This window comes from Lentzea sp. NPDC037011, from assembly GCF_055607425.1.
On sequence record NZ_JBVJRT010000003.1, the window covers coordinates 106,598 to 127,214 of the forward strand.

At 70.4% G+C, this 20,617-nt stretch carries 18 protein-coding genes and 1 pseudogene; 15 read left to right on the top strand and 4 right to left on the bottom strand.

Annotation, left to right across the window (positions count from 1 at the left end; translation table 11 throughout):
• Nucleotides 1-33 precede the first annotated feature (33 nt).
• Both ACZ7CH_RS09050 and ACZ7CH_RS09055 read left to right on the top strand, forming a co-directional pair.
• Nucleotides 34-498 (top strand): FxsA family protein, encoded by a 465-nt coding sequence (locus ACZ7CH_RS09050; RefSeq protein WP_360393610.1) that lies wholly within the window; start codon nt 34-36, stop codon nt 496-498.
• Nucleotides 495-1,055: a GNAT family N-acetyltransferase gene (locus tag ACZ7CH_RS09055; RefSeq protein ID WP_470370294.1), complete on the top strand. Its 561-nt coding sequence runs from the start codon at nt 495-497 to the stop codon at nt 1,053-1,055. Before ACZ7CH_RS09050 ends, ACZ7CH_RS09055 begins: the two co-directional genes overlap by 4 nt.
• A gap of 60 nt (nt 1,056-1,115) precedes the next feature.
• Here the strand turns inward: ACZ7CH_RS09055 and ACZ7CH_RS09060 are convergent, their stop codons facing one another.
• Nucleotides 1,116-1,511 carry an SsgA family sporulation/cell division regulator gene (locus ACZ7CH_RS09060; protein WP_470373515.1) on the bottom strand — a complete coding sequence of 132 codons (396 nt, stop codon included), beginning with the start codon at nt 1,509-1,511 and terminating at the stop codon, nt 1,116-1,118.
• Between the two features lie 130 nt (nt 1,512-1,641).
• Between ACZ7CH_RS09060 and ACZ7CH_RS09065 the strand changes: the two genes are divergently transcribed.
• From ACZ7CH_RS09065 to ACZ7CH_RS09125, 13 genes and pseudogenes are all read left to right on the top strand, one after another.
• Nucleotides 1,642-2,601 carry a TIGR03885 family FMN-dependent LLM class oxidoreductase gene (locus ACZ7CH_RS09065; protein ID WP_470373516.1) on the top strand — a complete coding sequence of 320 codons (960 nt, stop codon included), beginning with the start codon at nt 1,642-1,644 and terminating at the stop codon, nt 2,599-2,601.
• Entirely contained in the window at nt 2,598-4,106 is a 1,509-nt protein-coding gene (locus ACZ7CH_RS09070; protein ID WP_470373517.1) for an alpha-amylase family protein, read from the top strand. The genes ACZ7CH_RS09065 and ACZ7CH_RS09070 overlap by 4 nt, the downstream gene beginning before the upstream one ends.
• Before the next feature lie 70 nt (nt 4,107-4,176).
• Complete coding sequence (gene kdd / locus ACZ7CH_RS09075) at nt 4,177-5,187, top strand: L-erythro-3,5-diaminohexanoate dehydrogenase (RefSeq protein WP_360393623.1); 1,011 nt, start codon at nt 4,177-4,179, stop codon at nt 5,185-5,187.
• Nucleotides 5,180-6,727, top strand: a complete 1,548-nt coding sequence (locus ACZ7CH_RS09080; protein ID WP_360393745.1) for an amidohydrolase — start codon at nt 5,180-5,182, stop codon at nt 6,725-6,727. Before kdd ends, ACZ7CH_RS09080 begins: the two co-directional genes overlap by 8 nt.
• Nucleotides 6,728-6,731: 4 nt before the next feature.
• The gene (gene kamD, locus ACZ7CH_RS09085) at nt 6,732-8,303 is read left to right on the top strand and encodes a lysine 5,6-aminomutase subunit alpha (RefSeq protein WP_360393625.1); all 1,572 of its coding nucleotides are present in this window, start codon (nt 6,732-6,734) and stop codon (nt 8,301-8,303) included.
• Nucleotides 8,296-9,048, top strand: a complete 753-nt coding sequence (gene kamE / locus ACZ7CH_RS09090; RefSeq protein ID WP_360393627.1) for a lysine 5,6-aminomutase subunit beta — start codon at nt 8,296-8,298, stop codon at nt 9,046-9,048. The genes kamD and kamE overlap by 8 nt, the downstream gene beginning before the upstream one ends.
• A gap of 26 nt (nt 9,049-9,074) precedes the next feature.
• The gene (gene kal / locus ACZ7CH_RS09095; RefSeq protein WP_360393630.1) at nt 9,075-9,443 is read left to right on the top strand and encodes a 3-aminobutyryl-CoA ammonia lyase; all 369 of its coding nucleotides are present in this window, start codon (nt 9,075-9,077) and stop codon (nt 9,441-9,443) included.
• 232 nt (nt 9,444-9,675) lie between these two features.
• Nucleotides 9,676-10,026, top strand: a complete 351-nt coding sequence (locus ACZ7CH_RS09100; RefSeq protein ID WP_360393632.1) for a GntR family transcriptional regulator — start codon at nt 9,676-9,678, stop codon at nt 10,024-10,026.
• Between the two features lie 702 nt (nt 10,027-10,728).
• Nucleotides 10,729-11,895, top strand: a complete 1,167-nt coding sequence (locus tag ACZ7CH_RS09105) for an acyl-CoA dehydrogenase family protein (RefSeq protein WP_470373518.1) — start codon at nt 10,729-10,731, stop codon at nt 11,893-11,895.
• Entirely contained in the window at nt 11,892-13,964 is a 2,073-nt protein-coding gene (locus tag ACZ7CH_RS09110; protein WP_470373519.1) for an acetate--CoA ligase family protein, read from the top strand. The genes ACZ7CH_RS09105 and ACZ7CH_RS09110 overlap by 4 nt, the downstream gene beginning before the upstream one ends.
• A 222-nt stretch (nt 13,965-14,186) precedes the next feature.
• Nucleotides 14,187-15,272 (top strand): annotated as a pseudogene (rho, locus tag ACZ7CH_RS09115) (transcription termination factor Rho); the annotation flags it as partial.
• Nucleotides 15,273-15,297: 25 nt separating this feature from the next.
• Nucleotides 15,298-16,428 carry a Glu/Leu/Phe/Val dehydrogenase dimerization domain-containing protein gene (locus tag ACZ7CH_RS09120; RefSeq protein ID WP_360393640.1) on the top strand — a complete coding sequence of 377 codons (1,131 nt, stop codon included), beginning with the start codon at nt 15,298-15,300 and terminating at the stop codon, nt 16,426-16,428.
• A gap of 17 nt (nt 16,429-16,445) precedes the next feature.
• Complete coding sequence (locus ACZ7CH_RS09125; RefSeq protein ID WP_360393643.1) at nt 16,446-16,862, top strand: SRPBCC family protein; 417 nt, start codon at nt 16,446-16,448, stop codon at nt 16,860-16,862.
• A gap of 4 nt (nt 16,863-16,866) precedes the next feature.
• On the opposite strand, the gene ACZ7CH_RS09130 is transcribed toward ACZ7CH_RS09125, so the two are convergent.
• The 3 genes from ACZ7CH_RS09130 to ACZ7CH_RS09140 are packed head-to-tail and all read right to left on the bottom strand — an operon-like array spanning nt 16,867 to nt 20,616.
• Nucleotides 16,867-17,424 (bottom strand): EF-hand domain-containing protein, encoded by a 558-nt coding sequence (locus ACZ7CH_RS09130; protein ID WP_360393646.1) that lies wholly within the window; start codon nt 17,422-17,424, stop codon nt 16,867-16,869.
• A 16-nt stretch (nt 17,425-17,440) separates the two neighbouring features.
• Complete coding sequence (locus ACZ7CH_RS09135) at nt 17,441-19,846, bottom strand: ATP-binding cassette domain-containing protein (protein WP_470373520.1); 2,406 nt, start codon at nt 19,844-19,846, stop codon at nt 17,441-17,443.
• A 53-nt stretch (nt 19,847-19,899) separates the two neighbouring features.
• Nucleotides 19,900-20,616, bottom strand: a complete 717-nt coding sequence (locus ACZ7CH_RS09140; RefSeq protein WP_360393652.1) for a GNAT family N-acetyltransferase — start codon at nt 20,614-20,616, stop codon at nt 19,900-19,902.
• Between the last annotated feature and the right edge of the window lies 1 nt (nt 20,617).

The window sequence follows — 20,617 nt, forward strand, 5'->3', positions numbered from 1 at the left end:
GAGCAACCGCGGGCGTCCGTGCGTTGTGGAGGTATGCCCCTTTTCGCGCTGCTGCTCGCCGGGATCTTCGCCGAGGTCGCGGTCATGCTCGCCGTCGGCAACGCCATCGGCCCGCTGGCCATGATCGGGTTGCTGCTGGTCGGCACGCTCGTCGGTCTCGTGCTGGTCCGCAGGCAGGGCGCGCAGACGATGGCCGCGTTCTCCGAGTCGGTGTTCAAGCGGCAGCAGCCGCACCAGGAGATGGCCGACGGGGTGCTCATCGCCGCCGCCGGCGCGTTGATCATGGTGCCCGGCTTCGTCAGCGACGTGGCCGCGCTGTTCCTGCTCTTCCCGCCCACGCGCCGGCTCGTCAGCCGCCGCATCGCCCGCAAGGCGGAGGCCGCCGCGCTCAAGTTCGAGCACGAGCGCCGCTTCGGCCCCGGTCAGGTCGTCGAGGGTGAGGTCGTGACGGTCGACGCGGACCACGTGGTCGTCGCGGAACGCCGCGAACTGCCGTGATCCGCGCGTACCACCCCGCCGACCTCGACGCGCTCCACGACATCTGCCTCGACACCGGCAACGGCGGCCGGGGCGCCCGCCACCTGTTCGACGACCCGCGCCTGCTCGGTCACGCCCACGTCGGCCCGTACGTCGCCTTCGAGCCCGACCTCGCGTTCGTGGCGGAGGACGACGACGGCGTCTGCGGCTACGCGATCGGCACGGCCGACAGCCTCGCGTTCGAGGACCGACTGGACCGCGACTGGTGGCCCGACCTGCGCGTTCGCTACCCGATGACACCGAGTGCGAACCGGGTCGTCCGCCACATCCACAACCCGGCGCGCGTCGACCCGATGCTCGCCATCGACTATCCCGCGCACATGCACGCCAACCTGCTGCCGCGTGCGACGGGCAAGGGGTACGGCGGCAAGCTCGTGCGTGCCGTGCTCGAACGCCTGGAGAAGGGCGTCCACGTGCACGTGCGCCGCCACAACACACACGCGATCGGGTTCTGGCAGCACCTCGGGTTCCGGCAGATCGCCGTGGAGGAGAAGCTGGTGCTCGGCCTGCGGCTGTGACCAGACCGGCGGGGACCAGACCGGCGAGGACCAGATCAGCGGGGACCAGACCGGCAGGGACTAGGCCAGCAGGTTCTTGAGCAGCAGGTCGAAGTCGATGACCTCGCGCCCGGACGGCACCACCTGGTAGGTCGACTGCAGGAACCGGTGCAGCTCCTCGGCCGGCAGGTGGAACACCGCGTGCGAGTCCTCGGTCACCAGCTCCAGGACCAGCACGTCACCGTCACCGGGGCGCAGCCGCACGTCACCGAGCCCGGCCGGCGCCAGCACCCCGTCGGCGAGCAGCTCCCGGCCGACGAGCCAGGTGGACTCCTGGTCGCGGGTGTGGAACCGCATCGTCACCGCGTGGGGGTCGTCCGTGCGGTAGTGGAGGTCGACGTCCATGGGTTCGACCGTGCCGTCCGGCCGGATGAACTGGACAACGGTCGCCGTCCCGACTCGGGTCTCGTTGTACATCGCCGATCCTCCTCAGCTCCGAGGTGCTGACGTGGACACGGGCGCCGGCCGGGATCGGTTCAACGCGCCCGCCGGGAGTTGCCGCCGAAGCGGAGGTTGCCTGGATCTTCGTCCTGGGTACCGATGTCGCATGACCGTTTACGGCGTCCATGCGTCACATGAGCAGATCCACCCCGCCGAGCTGCTGACCGCGGTGCGCAGGGCCGAGGAGGCCGGCTTCACCGCCGCGATGAGCTCCGACCACTTCGCGCCGTGGAGCGAACGGCAGGGCCAGTCCGGGTACGCGTGGTCGTGGCTCGGTGCCGCGCTGCAGGCGACCGAGCTGCCGTTCGGCGTGGTCACGGCACCGGGGCAGCGCTACCACCCGGCGATCACCGCGCAGGCGATCGGCACGCTCGCCGCCATGTACCCCGGCCGGTTCTGGGCCGCGCTCGGGACGGGTGAGGCGAGCAACGAGCACATCACCGGTGACGGCTGGCCGCGCAAGGACGTCCGCACCCGGCGGCTGGAGGAGTGCGTCGAGGTGATCCGCGCGCTGCTCAACGGCGACGAGGTCAGCCACGACGGCCTGGTCCGCGTCGACCGCGCCCGGCTGTGGACCCTGCCCCGCGAGGTGCCGCAGCTGATCGGTGCCGCCGTGAGCCCCGAGACCGCGCGGTGGTGCGCGTCGTGGGCGGACGGGCTGATCACCGTCAACGCCGCACCGGAACGCCTGCGCGAGGTCGCGGGCGCCTATCGGGACGCGGGCGGGCGCGGCAAGCTGCACCTGCAGGTGCACCTGAGCTGGGCGCAGGACCTCGACACGGCTCGCGCGATCGCGCACGACCAGTGGCGCACGAACGTGTTCCGCCCGCCGGTGTGCTGGGACCTGGAGCTGCCGGAGCACTTCGACGTGGTCGCCGAGAACGTCACGGCCGAGCAGCTCGAAGGCGTCGTCAACATCTCCGACGACCTCAAGTGGCACGCCGAACGCCTGCACGACTACGCCGAGCTGGGCTTCGAGGAGATCTACCTGCACCACGTCGGCCAGGACCTGGTGCCGTTCGTCGACGCGTTCGGCGAGCACGTGCTGCCGGAGGTGACGGCATGATCCGCACCTCGGACGTGTGGTGGAAGAACGCCGTCCTCTACTGCCTGGACGTGGAGACCTTCTCCGACAACGGGTTCCGCGGCGCCACCGAACGACTCGACCACCTGCACGCGCTCGGCATCACCTGCCTGTGGCTGATGCCGTTCTACCCCACGCCCGAGCGCGATGACGGCTACGACATCACCGACTTCTACGCCGTCGACCCGCGCCTCGGCTCGCTGGGCGACTTCGTGGAGTTCGTCCGCGCCGCACGGGACCGCGGCATGCGCGTCATCGCCGACCTCGTCGTCAACCACACGTCCGACCAGCACCCGTGGTTCCACGACCCCGACAAGCGCGACTGGTACGTCTGGGCCGACGAGCCGCCGGAGGACGGGCCGAAGGGCATCACGTTCCCTGACAAGGAGAGCTCGCTGTGGGAGTACTCCGAGGAGGTCGGCAAGTACTACCTGCACCGCTTCTACAAGCACCAGCCCGACCTGAACGTGGCCAACCCCGCCGTGCGCGACGAGATCGCGCGGATCATGGGCTTCTGGACGGAGCTGGGTCTGAGCGGCTTCCGGGTCGACGCCGTCCCGTTCCTGCTGGAGCACCAGGAGCGGTCCGACGCGATCGAGCTGCCCGACCCGCACGACTACCTCACCGACCTGCGGGCGTTCCTCAACCGCCGCAACGGTGAAGCTGTCCTGCTCGGCGAGGTGAACCTGCCGTACAAGGACACGATGGCCTTCTACGGCCAGGGCGTCGGCGACGAGCTGACCATGTGCTTCGACTTCGTCGGCATGCAGGCGATGTACCTGGCGCTGGCGCGGCAGACGAGCGGGCCGCTGGCCAAGGCGCTGCAGGAACGCCCGCAGCCACCGCGTGACGGGCACTGGGCGACGTTCGTCCGCAACCACGACGAGCTGACGCTGGACAAGCTGCCGGTTGACGAGCGCCAGGAGGTCTTCGACGCGTTCGGGCCGGATCCCTCGATGCAGCTCTACGGCCGGGGGCTGCGCCGCCGCCTCCCCGGGATGCTCGACGGGGACCAGCGCCGCATCCGGATGGTCTACAGCCTGCTGTTCACGCTGCCGGGCACGCCGGTGCTCTTCTACGGCGAGGAGATCGGCCTGGAGGAGGACCTGTCGCTCGAAGGCCGGCTCGCGGTGCGCGTGCCGATGGACTGGGAGGAGGCGGGCAAGCAGCGCCACGACCCCGACTCGTTGCTGACGTGGATGCGCAAGCTGGTCGAGCTCTACCGCGAGGCCCCGGAGCTGGCGTGGGGAACCGTGCAGGTGCTCGACGTCGGCGATCCGACCGTGTTCGCCCACCGCGCGGACTGCGACGGTGGCGCGGTGATCGCCCTGCACAACTTCGCCGACCGGGAGGTCACCGTGCGCGTCCCGGTCGACGGGGTGCTCACGGACCTGGCGACGGGCGGCACGGTGAAGCCGGCCAAGACCGGTGCCAAGGTCGACCTGGCGCCCTACGACTGCCGCTGGTTCCGCGTGAATCCTGAATGATACTTGCGGGATCTTAACGCCTCACGTGAAGATATCTTCGAGACAGCGTCGTCGACCGAAGGATTTTCAGGTGAGCGCGTACGGACTGCACCGTGTCCTCGAACCTGCGGGCGTGTTGCCGCAGCAGGCGTGGCGGCTCGACGCGGCACCCGTGCCCGCTGACGACGAGGTCGTCGTCGCGGTCGAGCGGCTCAACCTGGACGCGGCGTCGTTCCGGCAGCTCAGGGAGGCGCACCGGAGTCCGGACGCGGTGCGGCAGGCGGTGCTCGACATCGTCGCCGAGCGCGGCAAGATGCAGAACCCGGTCACGGGCTCGGGCGGCATGCTGTTCGGGACGGTCCTGGAGGTGGGACCGTCCTCGCCGCTCGGGCTCAAGGCCGGTGACCGGATCGCGACGCTGGTCAGCCTCACGCTGACGCCGTTGCGGATCACCGACGGGCTGCAGGACTGGAGCGGCGAGGACGAGCAGGTGCCGTGCCGGGGGACCGCGGTGCTGTTCGGGCGCTCGATCGCGGCCGTGCTGCCCGACGACCTGCCCGCCGGGCTCGCGCTGTCGGTGCTCGACGTGTGCGGTGCGCCCGCGTTGACCGACCGGGTCGTGCGCCGGCACCCCGGTGGTTCCGTGCTCGTGCTCGGTGGTGGGGGCAAGTCGGGGTCGCTCTCCCTCGCGGCCGCGCGTCAGGCCGGTGCGTCGCGTCTGGTTGCTTTGGTGCCCACGGAACGTGAAGCGGCACAGGTCCGTGCGGCAGGCCTGGCGGACGAGGTCGTGATCGCGGACGCACGCAACCCCGTCGCCGTCGCCGAAGCCGTGGGCAAGCAGGTCGACGTGACGGTCGTGTGCGTGGACGTGCCGGGGTGCGAGCACGGCGCCATCCTCGCGACCGCCGACGGCGGCACCGTGATCTTCTTCTCCATGGCGACCTCGTTCAGCGCCGCCGCTCTGGGAGCAGAGGGTCTGGCCGCGGACGTCGAGATGCTGGTCGGCAACGGCTATGTGCCAGGTCACGCCGCGTTCGCGCTCGACCTCGTCCGCACCCAGGCGGGTGTGCGGGCGTTGTTCGAGCAGAGGCAGACTGCGTGACGTGAGTACGCAACTTTTGGTCGGCGGCCGCATCTACGCACCGGATGCGACGGCGATGGCCGTCACGGACGGCGTGGTCGTCTGGATCGGACAGGACTCGGTCGGGCGCACGCTGCACCCGGACGCCGAGGTCGTCGAGCTCGGCGGTGCCTTCGTCGCGCCCGCGTTCGTCGACGCCCACGTCCACGCCACCTCGGCCGGTCTGCTGCTGACCGGTGTCGACCTGACCCGCACGCCGTCGCTGGAGGCGTTGCTGGACCAGGTCCGCAACGCCGAGGGCCCGCTCGTGTGGGGTCATGGCTGGGATGAGACGCGGTGGCCGGAGAACCGCCCTCCGACGCGTGCGGAGATCGACGAGGCGGCTGGCGACAAGAGGGTCTACCTGTCACGCATCGACGTGCACTCGGCACTTGTGTCGTCGAACCTCGTCACGGACGAAACGCGCGCGGCTGACGGCTACTCCGCCGAGGGCCCCCTCGCGCGCGCCGCACACCATCACGTCCGACGCATCGCACGCGACGCCATCACGCCGGAGCAGCGCCGCGAGGCACAGCTGGCGTTCCTGCACCACGCGGCGTCGATGGGCATCGCGTCCGTGCACGAGTGCGCCGGCCCGGACATCTCCGGCGAGGACGACCTGCGCGAGCTGCTGGCGCTGGGCGAGGGCCCGCAGGTCGTGGCCTACTGGGGAGACCACGACCTGCCCGGTGTCCCCGTGCAGGGCCTGGCTGGCGATCACTTCGTTGACGGCGCGATCGGCTCCCGCACCGCCGCGCTTGCCGAGCCGTACGCCGACGCGGACACGTCCGGTGCGCTGTACCTGACCGGCCGGCAGGTCGCCGACCACCTGGTGAAGTGCACGGAGCTGGGCATCCAGGCCGGCTTCCACGTCATCGGCGACGCCGGCATGGCCGCCGTGGTCGAGGGCTTCGCAATAGCCGAGAAAACGCTCGGCACCCCGGCGCTGGCGTCGGCCCGGCACCGCCTCGAACACGTCGAGATGGTCTCGGCCGAACAGGCCCAGCAGCTGGCCGGGTGGGGCGTCATCGCCTCGGTGCAGCCGCTTTTCGACGCCGAATGGGGCGGCCCGACCGGCATGTACGTGCAGCGGCTCGGTGCCGAGCGCGGAGTGGGGCTCAACCCCTTCTCGCGCTTGGCCGCCGCGGGCGTCGTGCTGGCGTTCGGCTCCGACACGCCGGTGACCGCCATCGACCCGTGGGCAGCGGTGAAGGCCGCGGTGCACCACAGGACCGAGGGCTTCGGTGTGTCCCCACGTGCCGCGTTCACCGCCCACACGCGCGGTGGCTGGCGTGCGGCGGGCGTGGACGACGGCGTGACCGGCACCTTGCGGCCCGGTGCGCCCGCGACGTACGCCGTGTGGGAGACCGGTGACCTCGTGGTGGCCGGGTCCGACGCCCGCGTCCAGCGCTGGTCCACCGACCCGCGGTCGGGCGTGCCCGGCCTGCCCGACCTCACCGGGCCCGCCCCGGTGTGCGTGCGGACCGTGCTGAACGGCCGGACGATCTACGAGAGGAAGTGACTCGATGGCGTTGCTCGACCTCGACCCGAGGGTCGTCGCCACCGCGCGCGAGCTCGCCGCGCGGGCGGCCGAACCCGTGGTGTCCATCGCGAAGGCGCACACCACGGTCGCGGTCGAGCGCGCCACGCTGCGGCTGGCCGGCATCACCGGCGCGGACTCCACCCACCGCGCCGGTGACGTGCCGTGGGTCAACCGCGTGATCGACACGGTCCGCGAGCAGTGCGGGCTGGAGCACGGGGTGGTGCTGCCCGCGTTCCACGCCCTGCGGCAGCACAACCTCGCGAGCCTGACCGAGCTCGCCGAGGCCACCGCCGCCGGGCAGGTCCAGTTCTCAATCCCCACTGGCAGGGACCTGAACGCAGTTAAGAAGGCCGCCACCTCCGCCATCACCAAGGGCCTCAAGACGGTCGACCGCAACCGCGTCCAACGCGAGAAGCTGGTGCAGAAGTGGGGCGACCCCGCGCAACGCCCGTGGATCTACCTGATCGTCGCGACCGGCGACATCGACGAGGACGTCGTGCAGGCGCAGAACGCCGCCCGCGCCGGCGCCGACGTCATCGCCGTGATCCGCTCCACCGGCCAGTCGCTGCTGGACTACGTCCCGGAAGGCGCCACGCACCACGGGTTCGCGGGCACCTACGCCACGCAGGAGAACTTCCGGATCATGCGCGCGGCGCTGGACGACGTGTCGAAGGAGGTCGGCCGGTACGTGCGGCTGACCAACTACGCGTCCGGCCTGTGCATGCCCGAGATCGCCGTCCTGGCCGGGTTGCAGCGGCTCGACATGATGCTGAACGACTCGATGTACGGCATCCTGTTCCGCGACATCAACCCCATCCGCACGTTCGTCGACCAGCGGTTCTCCCGCCAGGTCCACGCGCGCGCCGGCATCATCATCAACACCGGCGAGGACAACTACCTCACCACCGCGGACGCCGTCGAGGCCGCCCACACCGTGACGGTGTCCCAGCTGCTCAACGAGCACTTCGCCCACGAGGCGGGACTGCCCGACCACCTGCTGGGCCTCGGGCACGCGTTCGAGATCAACCCGAAGGTGCCCGACTCGTTCCGGCTGGAGCTCGCGCACGCGCTGCTGGCCCGCGAGCTGTTCCCGGACGCGCCGCTCAAATGGATGCCGCCGACCAAGCACATGACCGGCGACGTGTTCAACGGCTACCTGCTGGACGGGTTCTTCAACCTCGCGGGTGTCCTCACCGGACAGTCCATCCTGCTCGTCGGCATGATGACCGAGGCGGTCGTGACGCCGTTCCTGTCCGACCGCGACCTCGCGCTGCAGAACGTCCGGTACGTGCTCAACGCGGCCGGCAGTCTCGCGGAGGACTTCCGGCCGGCACCGGACGGGTTGATCGTCAAGCGCGCGCACCAGGTGCTGGGCGAGGCGGTGGACCTGCTGGAGCGCATCGTCGGCGACGGGCTGCTCAACGCGATCGCCGACGGCACGTTCGGCCTGATGAAGCGCCCGGCCGACAAGGGCAAGGGCGCGGACGGCGTGGTCGAGAAGGCTCCCGAGTACTTCAACCCGGCTTCGGACCTGCTGGAGGCCTCGAATGTCTGACGCCAAGAGGTACGTCCGGCCCTACGGCGACACGACCGGCGACGGCATGGTCCAGACGTCGTTCACGCTGCCGATCCCGTTCGGTCCCAAGGCGGACGGCGCGGCGCAGCAGCTCGCGAACAGGATGGGCATGGACCCCGCGATGGTGGTCCACTCGCACCCCATCGGCGACGACTTCACGTTCTTCGTCGTCTACGGCTCGGTCAAGCACCTCGTGGACCTCGACGAGGTCAAGGTCGTCGAGCGCGAGTACCCGCTGCTGTCACCGGCCGAGGTGAACACGACGCTGAAGAAGGTGTTGCGGCGCAAGCTGGTCGTCGTCGGCGGCTGCATCGGCACGGACGCGCACACGGTCGGCATCGACGCGATCCTCAACATCAAGGGCTTCGCCGGCGAGAAGGGCCTGGAGTACTACCGCGAGCTGAAGGTCGTGAACCTCGGCGCGCAGGTGAGCGTTCCGGAACTGGTGCGGTCCGCCCGCGCCGAGAAGGCCGACGCGGTGCTGGTCTCCCAGGTGGTGACGCAGCGGGACGCGCACATCCTGAACACGCAGGAGATGTCGGCGGCGTTCCGCGAGGCGATGGGGGACCGGCGGCCGCTGCTGGTGGCGGGCGGCCCGCGGTTCGACCCGCTGATGGCGGCCGAGCTGGGGGTTGACCGGGTTTTCTCCCGGGGTACCACTCCGGGCGAGGTCGCGAGCTACCTGGTGCACGCGATGCAGGAGAAAAAGGGGGTCGCCGCGTGAGCGGGGCTTTGGTCGAAGGTTTCACCGTGGCACACCGGCGTTACGTGCCGCACTCGCACGCGCATTACGGCGGCAGCCTCGTCGACGGCGCCTACGGGCTCGGCATGTTCGGTGACGTCGCCACCGAGATGCTCATCCACACCGACTCCGACGAGGGCCTGTTCGCGGGTTACAGCTCCGTGGAGTTCGTTGCGCCCATCCAGGCCGGTGACGTCATCGAGGCCGTGGCGACGCTGGTGCGCATCGGGAAGCGGTCGCGGGAGATCGAGTTCGAGGCCCGCGTGGTGTGCCGTTCGGCGCCCGAACGCGGCCCTTCCGCCGCGGACGCGCTGGCTGAGCCGATCGTCGTAACGCGCGCCCGCGGCACCGTGGTCGCGCCGAAATCCGCGGAATAGCAACAAGAACCGCGGGTGTGGACCGACATCGAACGCCCGCACGCCCCAGCTCGACCCGGCAAGGCGGCTCCTGTCCCGGCGTCGCCTTGCCGGGTCTGTCCGGCCGTCGCTCTCCGTGAGGATGAGAGCGGTCCAGCCCAATTCCGGTCCGAGCTGAATTAAACCCGCAACCTCTGCCGCCCTCGCCCGTTGGTCAACACAGAGGTAGCTACAAGCGGGGAGGAACGGCGCAGTGAAGATCGACCACCACGGGGAGACACCCCCGTACGAGCAGGTGCGTGTGCACTACGCACACGCCATCGCAAACCGCGAACTGCCGGTCGGCGCCAAACTGCCCACAGTGCGCGCGCTCGCGAAAGACCTGGGCCTTGCGGTGAACACAGTCGCTCGCGCCTACCGCGAGCTGGAGGAAGCGGGACTCGTGGAAACACGAGGCCGGGCGGGCACCGTGGTCAGCGCGAACGGTGACAGCAACCGCGAGCGGGTGCGTTCGGCAGCGCACGCCTATGCGTCGATGTCGGCCGAGTTGGGACTGTCGAGAGAAGAGGCGCTGGAGATCGTGCGGGCGGCGTTCCGGGCCTGATGGGGCCGGACGTGCCGGTCGGGCCACCGGTGTCGAGGTAAGGGGCCACGGGCCTCGGGTGCGGATGCCACGCGTCAGGCGGGACCTTGAGTGTCTGAAAGGACGTCAGGAGCCTAGATGCGGGTCGTGGGCAGCGGCAGTGCGCTCATCGCGTGAACGACGCGAGCGCGGGGCCCCGCCCACCCTGGGGGCAGACCGCCCACCTCCACCCACCATAGCGAGAGTCCGCGCGTGTCAAGCCCGCGGCTCGCGAACCTGTGGACAACCGAAGCCCTGTGGACAAGTCGCGAGCCACGCCCGAATCGTGCACCGGGCGTTCGGCGAGGTGTCGCTACGGGCCCGGACGAACCGCCGTGCCCGCCCGAGTCAGGGCGGGCATGGACGCCGGCGTCGACAACGCGGTGGCCGCTTGGAATGACGACATCGCGCTCACCCAGTTGAGCCGCGATGCGCCCGTCGTGCTCGACACCGCGGGTCTGGCCAGAGGTGGAACACCGCCGTCACGGCCAGTTCATCATGCTGCGGGCGCCGCGTGGCCGAGTAGTCGTATCTGTATGCCTGCCTGCTCCAAGCAGGTGATCACGACCGCCACGAACGTGCACGCCACTCACCCGTTTGCGGACCCTCTTACCTGCCCTTATGCGGTTAGGCTGCCCCGTGAACCGCAGATAACTGACTCATCAGTCAACTTAGGGGTGGGAGATGGTGCGGACCGTCCGGGACGGCCTGCGGCGCACGGCTGAACAGGACCAGTTCGTCGAGCTCGCCAGGCGGTTCGCGGCGGAGGAGATCCGCCCGCGGGCCCGCGCCGTGGACGAGGCGGACACCGAGTCGCCGCTCGACCTGTGGGAGAAGGCGTCGCGGCTGGGGCTGACGACGTTCATGATCCCGGAGGAGTTCGGTGGCGGCGGGATCACCGACCTCACCACTCAGGTGCTCGTCCAGCAGGAGCTGTGCCACGGCGACATCGGCATCGGCAACCTGCTCACGTCCAACGGCTTCTTCAGTGCTCCGATCGGCCACCTCGGCACCCCTGAGCAGCAGAAGCGCTTCCTCGGTCCACTCGGGACGGACCTGCCGCCGTTGACCGCCGTCGCGGTCACCGAGCCGGGCGCCGGCTCCGACGCGGCGAGCATCCGGACCTCGGCGCGGCGCGAGGGTGACTCCTACGTCCTCAATGGACAGAAGACCTGGATCTCCAACGCCCCGTACGCCGCGATGTTCGTGATCTTCGCGACCGTTGACCCCTCCTTGCGTTCCCGTGGTGTCACGGCATTCGTGGTGCCGCGCGACACGCCCGGCCTGACCGTCGGGCCGCCGTTCCGGAAGATGGGGCAGCGGGCGATCGTGAACGCGGAGGTGTTCCTCGACGACGTGCGCGTGCCCGCCGAGAACCGGCTCGGCGAGGAGGGGCAGGCGTTCTCGGGCCTGATGCGGACGTTCGACGCCTCCCGAATCCTGATCGGCGCCGCCTGCACGGGTCTGGCACGGGCGGCGCTGGACTTCGCTTCCGCTTATGCCGCTGAACGCGTGCAGTTCGGCGTTCCGATCCTGCGGCACCAGGCCGTGGCGTTCCGGTTGGCCGAGATGGCCACGCGCGTCGACACCGCGCACCTGCTGACGCTGCGGGCCGCTGCGCTGTACGACGCGGGGGAGGCGGTCGCGCAGGAGTCCGCGATGGCGAAACTCGTCGGTTCCGAGAACGCGATGTGGTGCACGCACGCGGCCGTGCAGACGTTGGGCGGCTACGGCTACTCCCGCGAGTACCCCGTCGAGCGCTGGATGCGCGACGCCAAGCTGGAGGAGATCGAGGAAGGCACCTCGGACATCCAGCGCCTGATCATCTCGCGCGGGCTGGGTGCCAGGTGATCTTCTCCGATCCGTCGTCCGTCGCGGTGGTGGGGGCGAGCGACGACCCGGCGAAGTGGGGGCATTGGCTGGCGCGCGGTGCGTTGACCGGCAGCGACCGCCGGGCCGTGCACCTGGTGAACCGCGGTGGCGGGGCGGTGCTGTCGCGGCCGACCGTGCGGACGCTGTCGGAACTGCCAGAGGCGCCGGAGCTGGTGGTGCTCGCCGTGCCTCCCCAGCACGTCGCCGCGGTGGTGGACGAGGCTCTGGCGTTGGGAACGCGCGGTTTCGTCGGGATTCCGTCGGCGATGGACGAATGCGTGGTCGCGCGCATCCGTGCGGCGGGGGCGCGGCTGCTCGGGCCGAACTGCCTGGGCGTGTACGACGCGGCGACGTCGCTGCACCTGGCGTGGGGGCGGTTCCAGCCCGGTTCGCTGGGGGTGGTGTCGCAGAGCGGGCAGGTGGGCCTGGAGATCGCCGGACTCGCCGCGGCCGCCGGGCTCGGGGTGTCGCGGTTCGTGTCGGTCGGCAACCAGGTCGACGTGACGGCCGCGGAAGCGTTGCTGGACCTGGTTGCGCATGAGTTGACCGCTGTGGTCGGGGTGTACCTGGAGAGCTTCGGGCCCGGGATGCTGACCGCCCTGTCGGAGCTCCGGTCGGCCGGGAAACCCGTTGTGCTGCTGACGGTCGGTGCTTCCGCTGCCGCACGGGACGCCGCACTGTCGCACACCGGCGCACTGGTGTCCTCTTTGGACGTCGTGGACGCCGCGTGCCGCCGGTCCGGGGCCGTGCGGGTGGCGACGCCGGCTGCCCTGGTGGACGTTGCCGCTGTGGTGACGCGAGGGGTGCCGCGCGGAACGCGGGTCGGGATTCTCGCGGACTCCGGCGGTCAGGGGGCGATCGCGGCGGATCTCGCGGTGGGTGCGGGGCTCGTGGTGCCTGCTCTGGCCGCCGTGGGCGGGCTGCCGGCCGGTGTGTCGGCGCGCAACCCCATCGACCTGGCCGGGGCGGGGGAGCAGGACCTGGAGAACTACGCCCGTGCCGTCGAGGTGCTGGTGCGCGGTGGTGAGGTCGACTCGGTCGTGTTGTCCGGCTACTTCGGCAGTTACGGTGCGGACACGCCTTGCCTGGAGTCCACCGAGGTCGCCGTCGCCGCTCGGATCTGTTCGCTGGCAAGGGAGACCGGCGTTCCCGTGGTCGCCCACTGCATGTGCACCGACTCCGCCGCGGTTCGTGCTCTGCGAGCTGGTGGCGTGTCCGTTCAGCACACGATCGAGCGCGTTGTGGGTGCTCTCGGTAACGTTGCTCGCTTCGGTACCTCTGCCGCAGCCGGGGCCGGGCTGTTCAGCGGTCCGGAACTGTCGGTGCCGGCTGGAAGAATTGAAGCTGGGGGACCCCCTGCGGGGGACCCCTGCGTGAGCACGCGCAAGAGACCGGGGATCGCGTACCGGCCAGGCTACCTGGCAGCTCGTGAGCTGCTGGACTTCGTCCGCTTCCCTCGCGCCCACGCCGTGACCACAGCCGCAGAGGCCCGCGCCACCCCGCTCACCGCCCCGTTCGCGCTCAAGGCCGACTGGCTGGCGCACAAGACCGAGCACGGCGGCGTTCAGACCGGTCTCACCGACCCGGCCGCCGCCTTCGAGGAGATGGAAGCCCGCTTGGGTCCCGGCACGTACGTCCTCGAAGAGATGGACACCCGCCCGAACACCGTCGAGCTGATCATCGGCGCTCGGCGTGACCACTCGTTCGGCCCAGTGGTCCTCGTCGGGGCCGGCGGCATCCACGCGGAGCTGCACCGCGACACCGCCCTCGAACTGGCACCCGTCACCCCGGCCACCGCTCACACCATGCTCAACCGCCTGCGGTCCGTACCGCTGCTGCGCGGCTGGCGCGGCGCACCACCCGTCGACCTCGTCGCTCTCACCCAGGTCATCGCGTCACTCTCCCGGCTCATCGCCACCCGTCCCGACCTGGCGGAGATCGAGCTGAACCCGGTGCGCGTCGGCCCGGACGGCGTGGTGGCCGTGGACGCGCTGATCACCCCCGCCGATGCCGCGCTGACCGAGTCAGGCGACCAGCAGGTGGCCTGATCGCCCTGTCCTGTCCGGAAATGCCGGGAGGACGCGCGGGAACAGCAGAGGTGTGGCGCGGAATAAGCGACGCGTCGGCGACGTTGTCTGCTACAGTCCGGGTAGGCAGTGCGCCGCAGAGCGCACGTGAGCACCTACCAGCTGCTGGACCATCCGAAGTCCGCAGCGAACCAGCCCCCAGCTTCTGAACGCTGGCGGACTCACATCTGCAGCGCTTTCCCACGCACACGAGGCGGGGCGGACGAGCGCATCTGCACGCAACCCTCCCGAAAGGACAGACCGATGCACATCGGTGTACTCGACGTACGCAACAACAAGGCTTTCCTCCTCGACGGACCGGTCGTGCCGCAGCAGCTCGTGCGGCAACACGACCTGCGCAGGGGCGACCGGGTCACGGGGGAGGCGCACGACGGCAAGCTCACGTCGGTCGACACGGTCAACGGGCGCAAGCCGCACCGGCGGCCCAGGTTCGAGGAGCTGACGCCGCTCTACCCCAACGAGCGGCTGCGGTTGGAGCACGACCCCGAGGAGCTCACCAGCAGGGCGGTCGACCTGGTCATGCCGGTCGGCAAGGGGCAGCGGGCGTTGGTCGTGGCGCCGCCCAAGGCCGGCAAGACGATGGTGCTGCAGCACATCGCGCAGGCGGTGGCCAAGAACAACCCCGAGTGCCACCTCATGGTCGTGCTCGTCGGGGAACGGCCGGAGGAGGTCACCGACATCCGCACCACGGTGCCGGGGGAGATGTTCACCTCGACGTTCGACGAGCACCCGCGGGAGCACATCGCCACGGCGGAGCTCGCCATCGAGCGGGCCAAGCGGCTCGTCGAGGACGGGCAGGACGTGGTGGTGCTGCTGGACTCGCTGACCAGGCTGGGGCGGGCGTACAACCTCGCGGCGCCCAGCGGCGGGCGGATTCTGAGCGGTGGCATCGAGGTCGGGGCGCTCAACCCACCGAAGAAGTTCCTCGGGTCCGCCCGCAACATCGAGGAGGGCGGCAGCCTCACGATCTTCGCCACGGCGCTCGTGGAGACCGGGTCGGTGGGCGACACGGTGATCTTCGAGGAGCTCAAGAGCACCGGCAACGCCGAGCTCAAGCTCGACCGCAAGGCCGCGCAGCGGCGGGTCTTCCCCGCGATCGACCTGCACCAGTCCGGCACGCGCAAGGTGGAGCTGCTGGTGTCCGGACAGGAGCTCGCCATCACCAACGCCGTGCGCAGGGCCATGGCCGACCGAGACGTCGACGTGCTGCTCGACGGACTGCGCAAGACCCAGGGCAACGCCGAGTTCCTGCGCCAGATGTCGAGGTGAACCGGCCGTCGGCCAAGATGGGGGAATGAGCTTCCTGCAGGTCACGTGGACCGATCCGGCCACGGGCGCGCGCGGCTACCTCGTCGTCGACCGGTTGGTGCGCGGGGTGTGCAGCGGGGGACTGCGCATGCGGGCCGGGTGCACGCTGGACGAGGTGCGCGGGCTCGCGGAGGGCATGACGGCCAAGGAGGCCCTCAACTACGACCCCGGCGCGCGGTACGTGCCGCTCGGGGGTGCCAAGGGCGGCATCGACTTCGACCCGTACGACCCGCGGGCGTTCGACGTGCTCACGGCCTACCTCTACGCGATGTCGCCGTACATCGAGCGGTTCTGGACCACGGGGGAGGACCTGGGGCTGCGGCAGTCCACGATCGACGCCGCCATCGAGAAGATCGGGTTGCAGTCGTCCATCCAGGCCGTGTACCCGCTGCTGGACGACGAACACCAAGCGCGGCAACGACTTCAGGACGCCTTCGCGGTCACGGTCGACGGCGTCGGCCTCGACGAGCTGGTCGGCGGCTACGGCGTCGCGACGGCCGCGCTGGAAGGGATCGAACGGCTTCGGCTCAGCAACCCCACCGCGTTCGTCCAGGGGTTCGGCTCCATGGGCGGCGCCACGGCCCGCTACCTCGCCAGGGCCGGGGTGAAGGTCGTCGGGCTCGCGGACGTCCACGGGGTGGTGGCCAACCCGGCCGGGCTCGACGTGGAGGCGCTCCTGCTGACCCGCGACGCCCACGGCGGCATCGACCGCTCCGAGCTCGCCGCGGACGACGTGCGGCTCGACCGGGACCGGTGGCTCGACGTCGAGGCGGACGTGCTCGTGCCCGCCGCGACGAGCTATGCGATCGACGAGCACAACGCGTGCGAGGTGAAGGCACGGCTGGTCGTCGAGGCGGCGAACATGCCGATCACCAGGGAGGCCGAGGACCTGCTCGGCGCGCTGGTCATCCCGGACGTCGTCGCGAACTCGGCGACCAACTCGTGGTGGTGGTGGACGTTGTTCGGCGACATCGAGCCCACGGCCGAGTCGGCGTTCGCGAAGATCGACGAGAACATGCGCCGGCTGGTCCGGCAGGTCGTCGGCGCGCCCCGGCCGCGGGCCGCCGCCGCACAGCTCGCCGCTGCTGCCGTTCGGGAGATCGAAAAGCGGTTCTGAAGCCGTACACTCGGCGCATGCCCGGCCTGCAGCACACCGTGACGATCGCTGCCCCGCCCGCCAAGGTCTGGGAGGTGGTCTCCGACGTCGAACGCTGGCCGGAGCGGATTCCCACGGTCGACAGCGTCGAACGGCTCGACGCCGGCCCGCTGGCGGTCGGGTCGCGCACCCGGCTGGTGCAGCCGCGGCTGTCGCCCGCCGTCTGGACGGTCACCGAGCTGACCGAGGGCACCTCGTACACCTGGCAGTCGCGGTCAGCGGGCGTCACGGTCACCGCCGCGCACGTCGTCGAACCGCTGGCCGACGGCAGCAGGCTCACCCTCACGCTGACCATGTCAGGGCTGATGGCCGGCGTCGGCTGGCTGCTCACCCGGTCGCTGACCAGCCGGTACGTCAAGGCCGAGGCCGCCGCCGTCAAGACCGCCGTGGAGTGACGGCTCAGCCCAGCGGGCCGAACAGCCACGCGCCGGGACCGTTCGGGTCGTCGGAGAAGTAGAACGCCCTGAGCGCGGCCAGCAGGTCCTCGCCGCTGACCAGGCCGTCACCGTCGCCGTCGAGCCGGGTGAACCCGGCGCGCGCGTCGGCGGGGCGCACGTTCAGCAACGCCCCACTCGCGCGCACGTACTCGTCCACGCCGAGGTGGCCATCGCCGTCGTGGTCCGCCACGGCCATCAGCGCGTCCACGAACGGCACGTACGCGTCGTCGAACACCTCGGGGCGTTCCAGCAGGCCGGCGACGAACGCCGTCTTGTACTCGGTGAGGCTGACCAGGTCGTCGTCGTTGGTGTCGGTCACGGCGGAGAGGTGGTCCCACGCGGCCAGGAGCTGCTCGCGGAACCGCTTCGCCCGCAGGTCGTCGGCGGCCAGGCCGAACTCGCCGGTCGTGCGCGCACCGGCGAGCTCGAAGTCCGCGCGTTCGACGCAACCGTCCTGGTCGCTGTCGTAGGTCTCGAACCTGCGGGTCAGCTTGCGGTCCAGGAACGGCGTGATCTCCATGCGCCTGTTTACCCGCTCAGCGCTTCTTGACGCGCGCCGGGGCCCCCACGTAGTCGGCCAGGTGCTCGCCGGTCAGCGTCGAGCGGCCGGCCACCAGGTCCGCGGGAGTGCCCTCGAACACGACCTTGCCGCCGTCGTGGCCGGCGCCGGGCCCCAGGTCGACGATCCAGTCGGCGTGCGCCATCACGGCCTGGTGGTGCTCGATCACGATGACCGACTTGCCGGAGTCGACGAGCCGGTCCAGCAGGCCCAGCAGCTGTTCGACGTCCGCCAGGTGCAGGCCGGTGGTCGGCTCGTCCAGCACGTAGACGCCGCCCTTGTCGGCCATGTGCGTGGCGAGCTTGAGGCGCTGGCGCTCACCGCCGGACAGCGTGGTCAGCGGCTGGCCCAGCGACAGGTAGCCCAGGCCCACGTCGTTCAGCCGGTCCAGGATCGCGTGCGCGGCGGGCGTGCGGGCCTCACCGGAGCCGAAGAACTCCACCGCCTCCGCGACCGGCATCGCCAGCACCTCGGAGATGTCCTTGCCGCCGAACTTGAACTCCAGCACCGCCTGGTCGAACCGCTTGCCCTCGCACACGTCGCACGGCGACTCGATCGTGGCCATGATGCCCAGGTCGGTGAACACCACACCGGCGCCGTTGCAGTTCGGGCACGCGCCCTCGGAGTTCGCGCTGAACAACGCCGGCTTCACGCCGTTGGCCTTGGCGAACGCCTTGCGGATCGGCTCCAGCAGCCCGGTGTAGGTGGCCGGGTTCGACCGGCGCGAACCCTTGATCGGGGTCTGGTCCACCACGATCGCGCCGGAGTCCTTCGGCATCGACTGGTGGATGAGCGACGACTTGCCCGACCCCGCCACACCGGTCACGACGGTCAGCACGCCGAGCGGGATGTCGACCGACACGTCGCGCAGGTTGTTCTTCGACGCGCCGCGGATGGACAGCGTCCCGGACGCCTTGCGCACCGACGGCTTGAGCTCCGCCCGGTCGTCGAGGTGCCGTCCGGTCACGGTGCCGCTGGCGCGCAACCCCTCCAGCGTGCCCTCGAAGCAGATCGTGCCGCCGTCGCGGCCGGCGCCGGGACCGATGTCGACGACGTGGTCGGCGATCGCGATCGTCTCCGGCTTGTGCTCGACCACGAGCACGGTGTTGCCCTTGTCGCGCAACCGCAGCAGCAGGTTGTTCATCCGCTGGATGTCGTGCGGGTGCAGGCCGATCGTCGGCTCGTCGAACACGTAGGTCACGTCGGTCAGCGCGGACCCGAGGTGCCGGATCATCTTCACGCGCTGCGCCTCACCGCCGGACAGGGTGCCGGCGGGGCGGTTGAGCGAGAGGTAGCCCAGTCCGATCTCGACGAACGAGTCGAGCGTGTGCACCAGCTTCTCGACCAGCGGCGCCACGGACCTGTCCTCCAGCCCGCGCATCCAGTCGGCCAGGTCGCTGATCTGCATGTCGCACAGGTCCGCGATGGACACACCCCTGATCTTCGACGACCGCGCGGCCTCGGTGAGCCGGGTGCCGCCGCAGTCGGGGCAGGTGCCGAACGTCGCCGCACGGTCCACGAACGCCCGGATGTGCGGCTGCAGCGCCTCGCGGTCCTTCGACAGCATGGACTTCTGCAGCTTCGGGACCAGGCCCTCGTAGGTCAGGTTGATGCCGTTGACCTTGATCTTGACCGGTTCCCGGTAGAGGAAGTCGTGCAGCTCCTTCTTGCTGTACTCGGCAATCGGCTTCGCCGGGTCGATGAACCCGGACTGCGTGAACGTCTGCACCGTCCACTGGTTGTCGACGTTGTAGCCGGGCACCTTGATCGCGCCCTCGAGGATCGACTTCGACGAGTCGTAGACCTCGGTCAGGTCGATGTCGGAGACCTGACCGCGGCCCTCACAGCGCGGGCACATGCCGCCGGTGATGGAGAACTCGCGGCGCTCCTTGACCTTCTGGCCTGCCTTCTCGATCGTCACCGCGCCCGCGCCGCTGATCGACGCGACGTTGAACGAGAACGCCTGCGGGCCGCCGACGTGCGGTGCGCCCAGGCGGCTGAACAGGATGCGCAGCATGGCGTTGACGTCGGTCGCGGTGCCCACTGTGGAACGCGGGTCGGCGCCCATCCGCTGCTGGTCCACCAGGATCGCGGTGGTGATCCCCTCCAGGAGGTACACCTCCGGCCGCGGCAGGGTCGGCATGAACCCCTGGATGAACGCGCTGTAGGTCTCGTTGATCAGCCGCTGCGACTCCGCGGCGATCGTGCCGAACACGAGCGAGCTCTTGCCCGAACCGGACACGCCGGTGAAGACCGTCAGCCGCCGCTTGGGGATCTCGACGTCGACGTCCTTCAGGTTGTTCACCCGCGCGCCCCGCACGCGGATCATGTCGTGGGTGTCGGCCTCGTGCGCGTTGGTGGCGGCCGCTCTCCTGGAGGTCATGGCGACAAGCTAACTCGCAGACCCCCGTCCCGCGCTTCTCGATTCCTGACTGATCACTCGCGGCAGCGGTAGTGGTAGGTGCACAGCTCGCGGAACCCCGACCGCTCGTAGAGCCGGAACGCCGACTTGTTGGCCTTTTCCATCTGCAGGTACATGTGGTTCGACTCGCGTGCGGCCGCCCATGACGCCAGCGCGGCGAGCACGGACCGTGCCGCGCCTTGGCCCCGTGCGTGCGGAAGCGTCGCCATGCCGAACACGCCGGCCCACCCGTTGTCGGCCACCACACGCCCCACGGCGACCACCTCGTCGTCGACCTCCGCGTAGGCGTACGCGCTCGGTGCCTCCACACGGCTGAGCAGCTCGCGTTCTGCTTCGACGTCGCGTGTCGTCACCTCGTGCCACGCCGCGAGCCAGCCGTCGTCCGGCCGGGTCGTCACCGCACCGGCGTCCGCGTGCGCCTGGCGGAGCACGTCGGCGGTCGACGCGATCTGCAACGACATGTCGTGACCCCGCGCGTACCCGCGGCCGGCCAGCCGGGCGTCCAGGTCGTCGGCGCACACGCCCGGCGTGATCTGGAACCGCACCGGGGCACCGCGGCCCGCGCAGAACTCCTCGGCGACCTCGACCCGGTCCTCGCGGTCGTGCGGCAGGACCGCGCTCACCCACCAGGCGTCGTCGGGGGAATGGCGCAGCCACCAGCCACCGGCCTCTTCGACGTGCGCGGCCGGCTGAGCCCGTGCCGCGTACTCCTGCAGCGTCTTGAGCAGCACG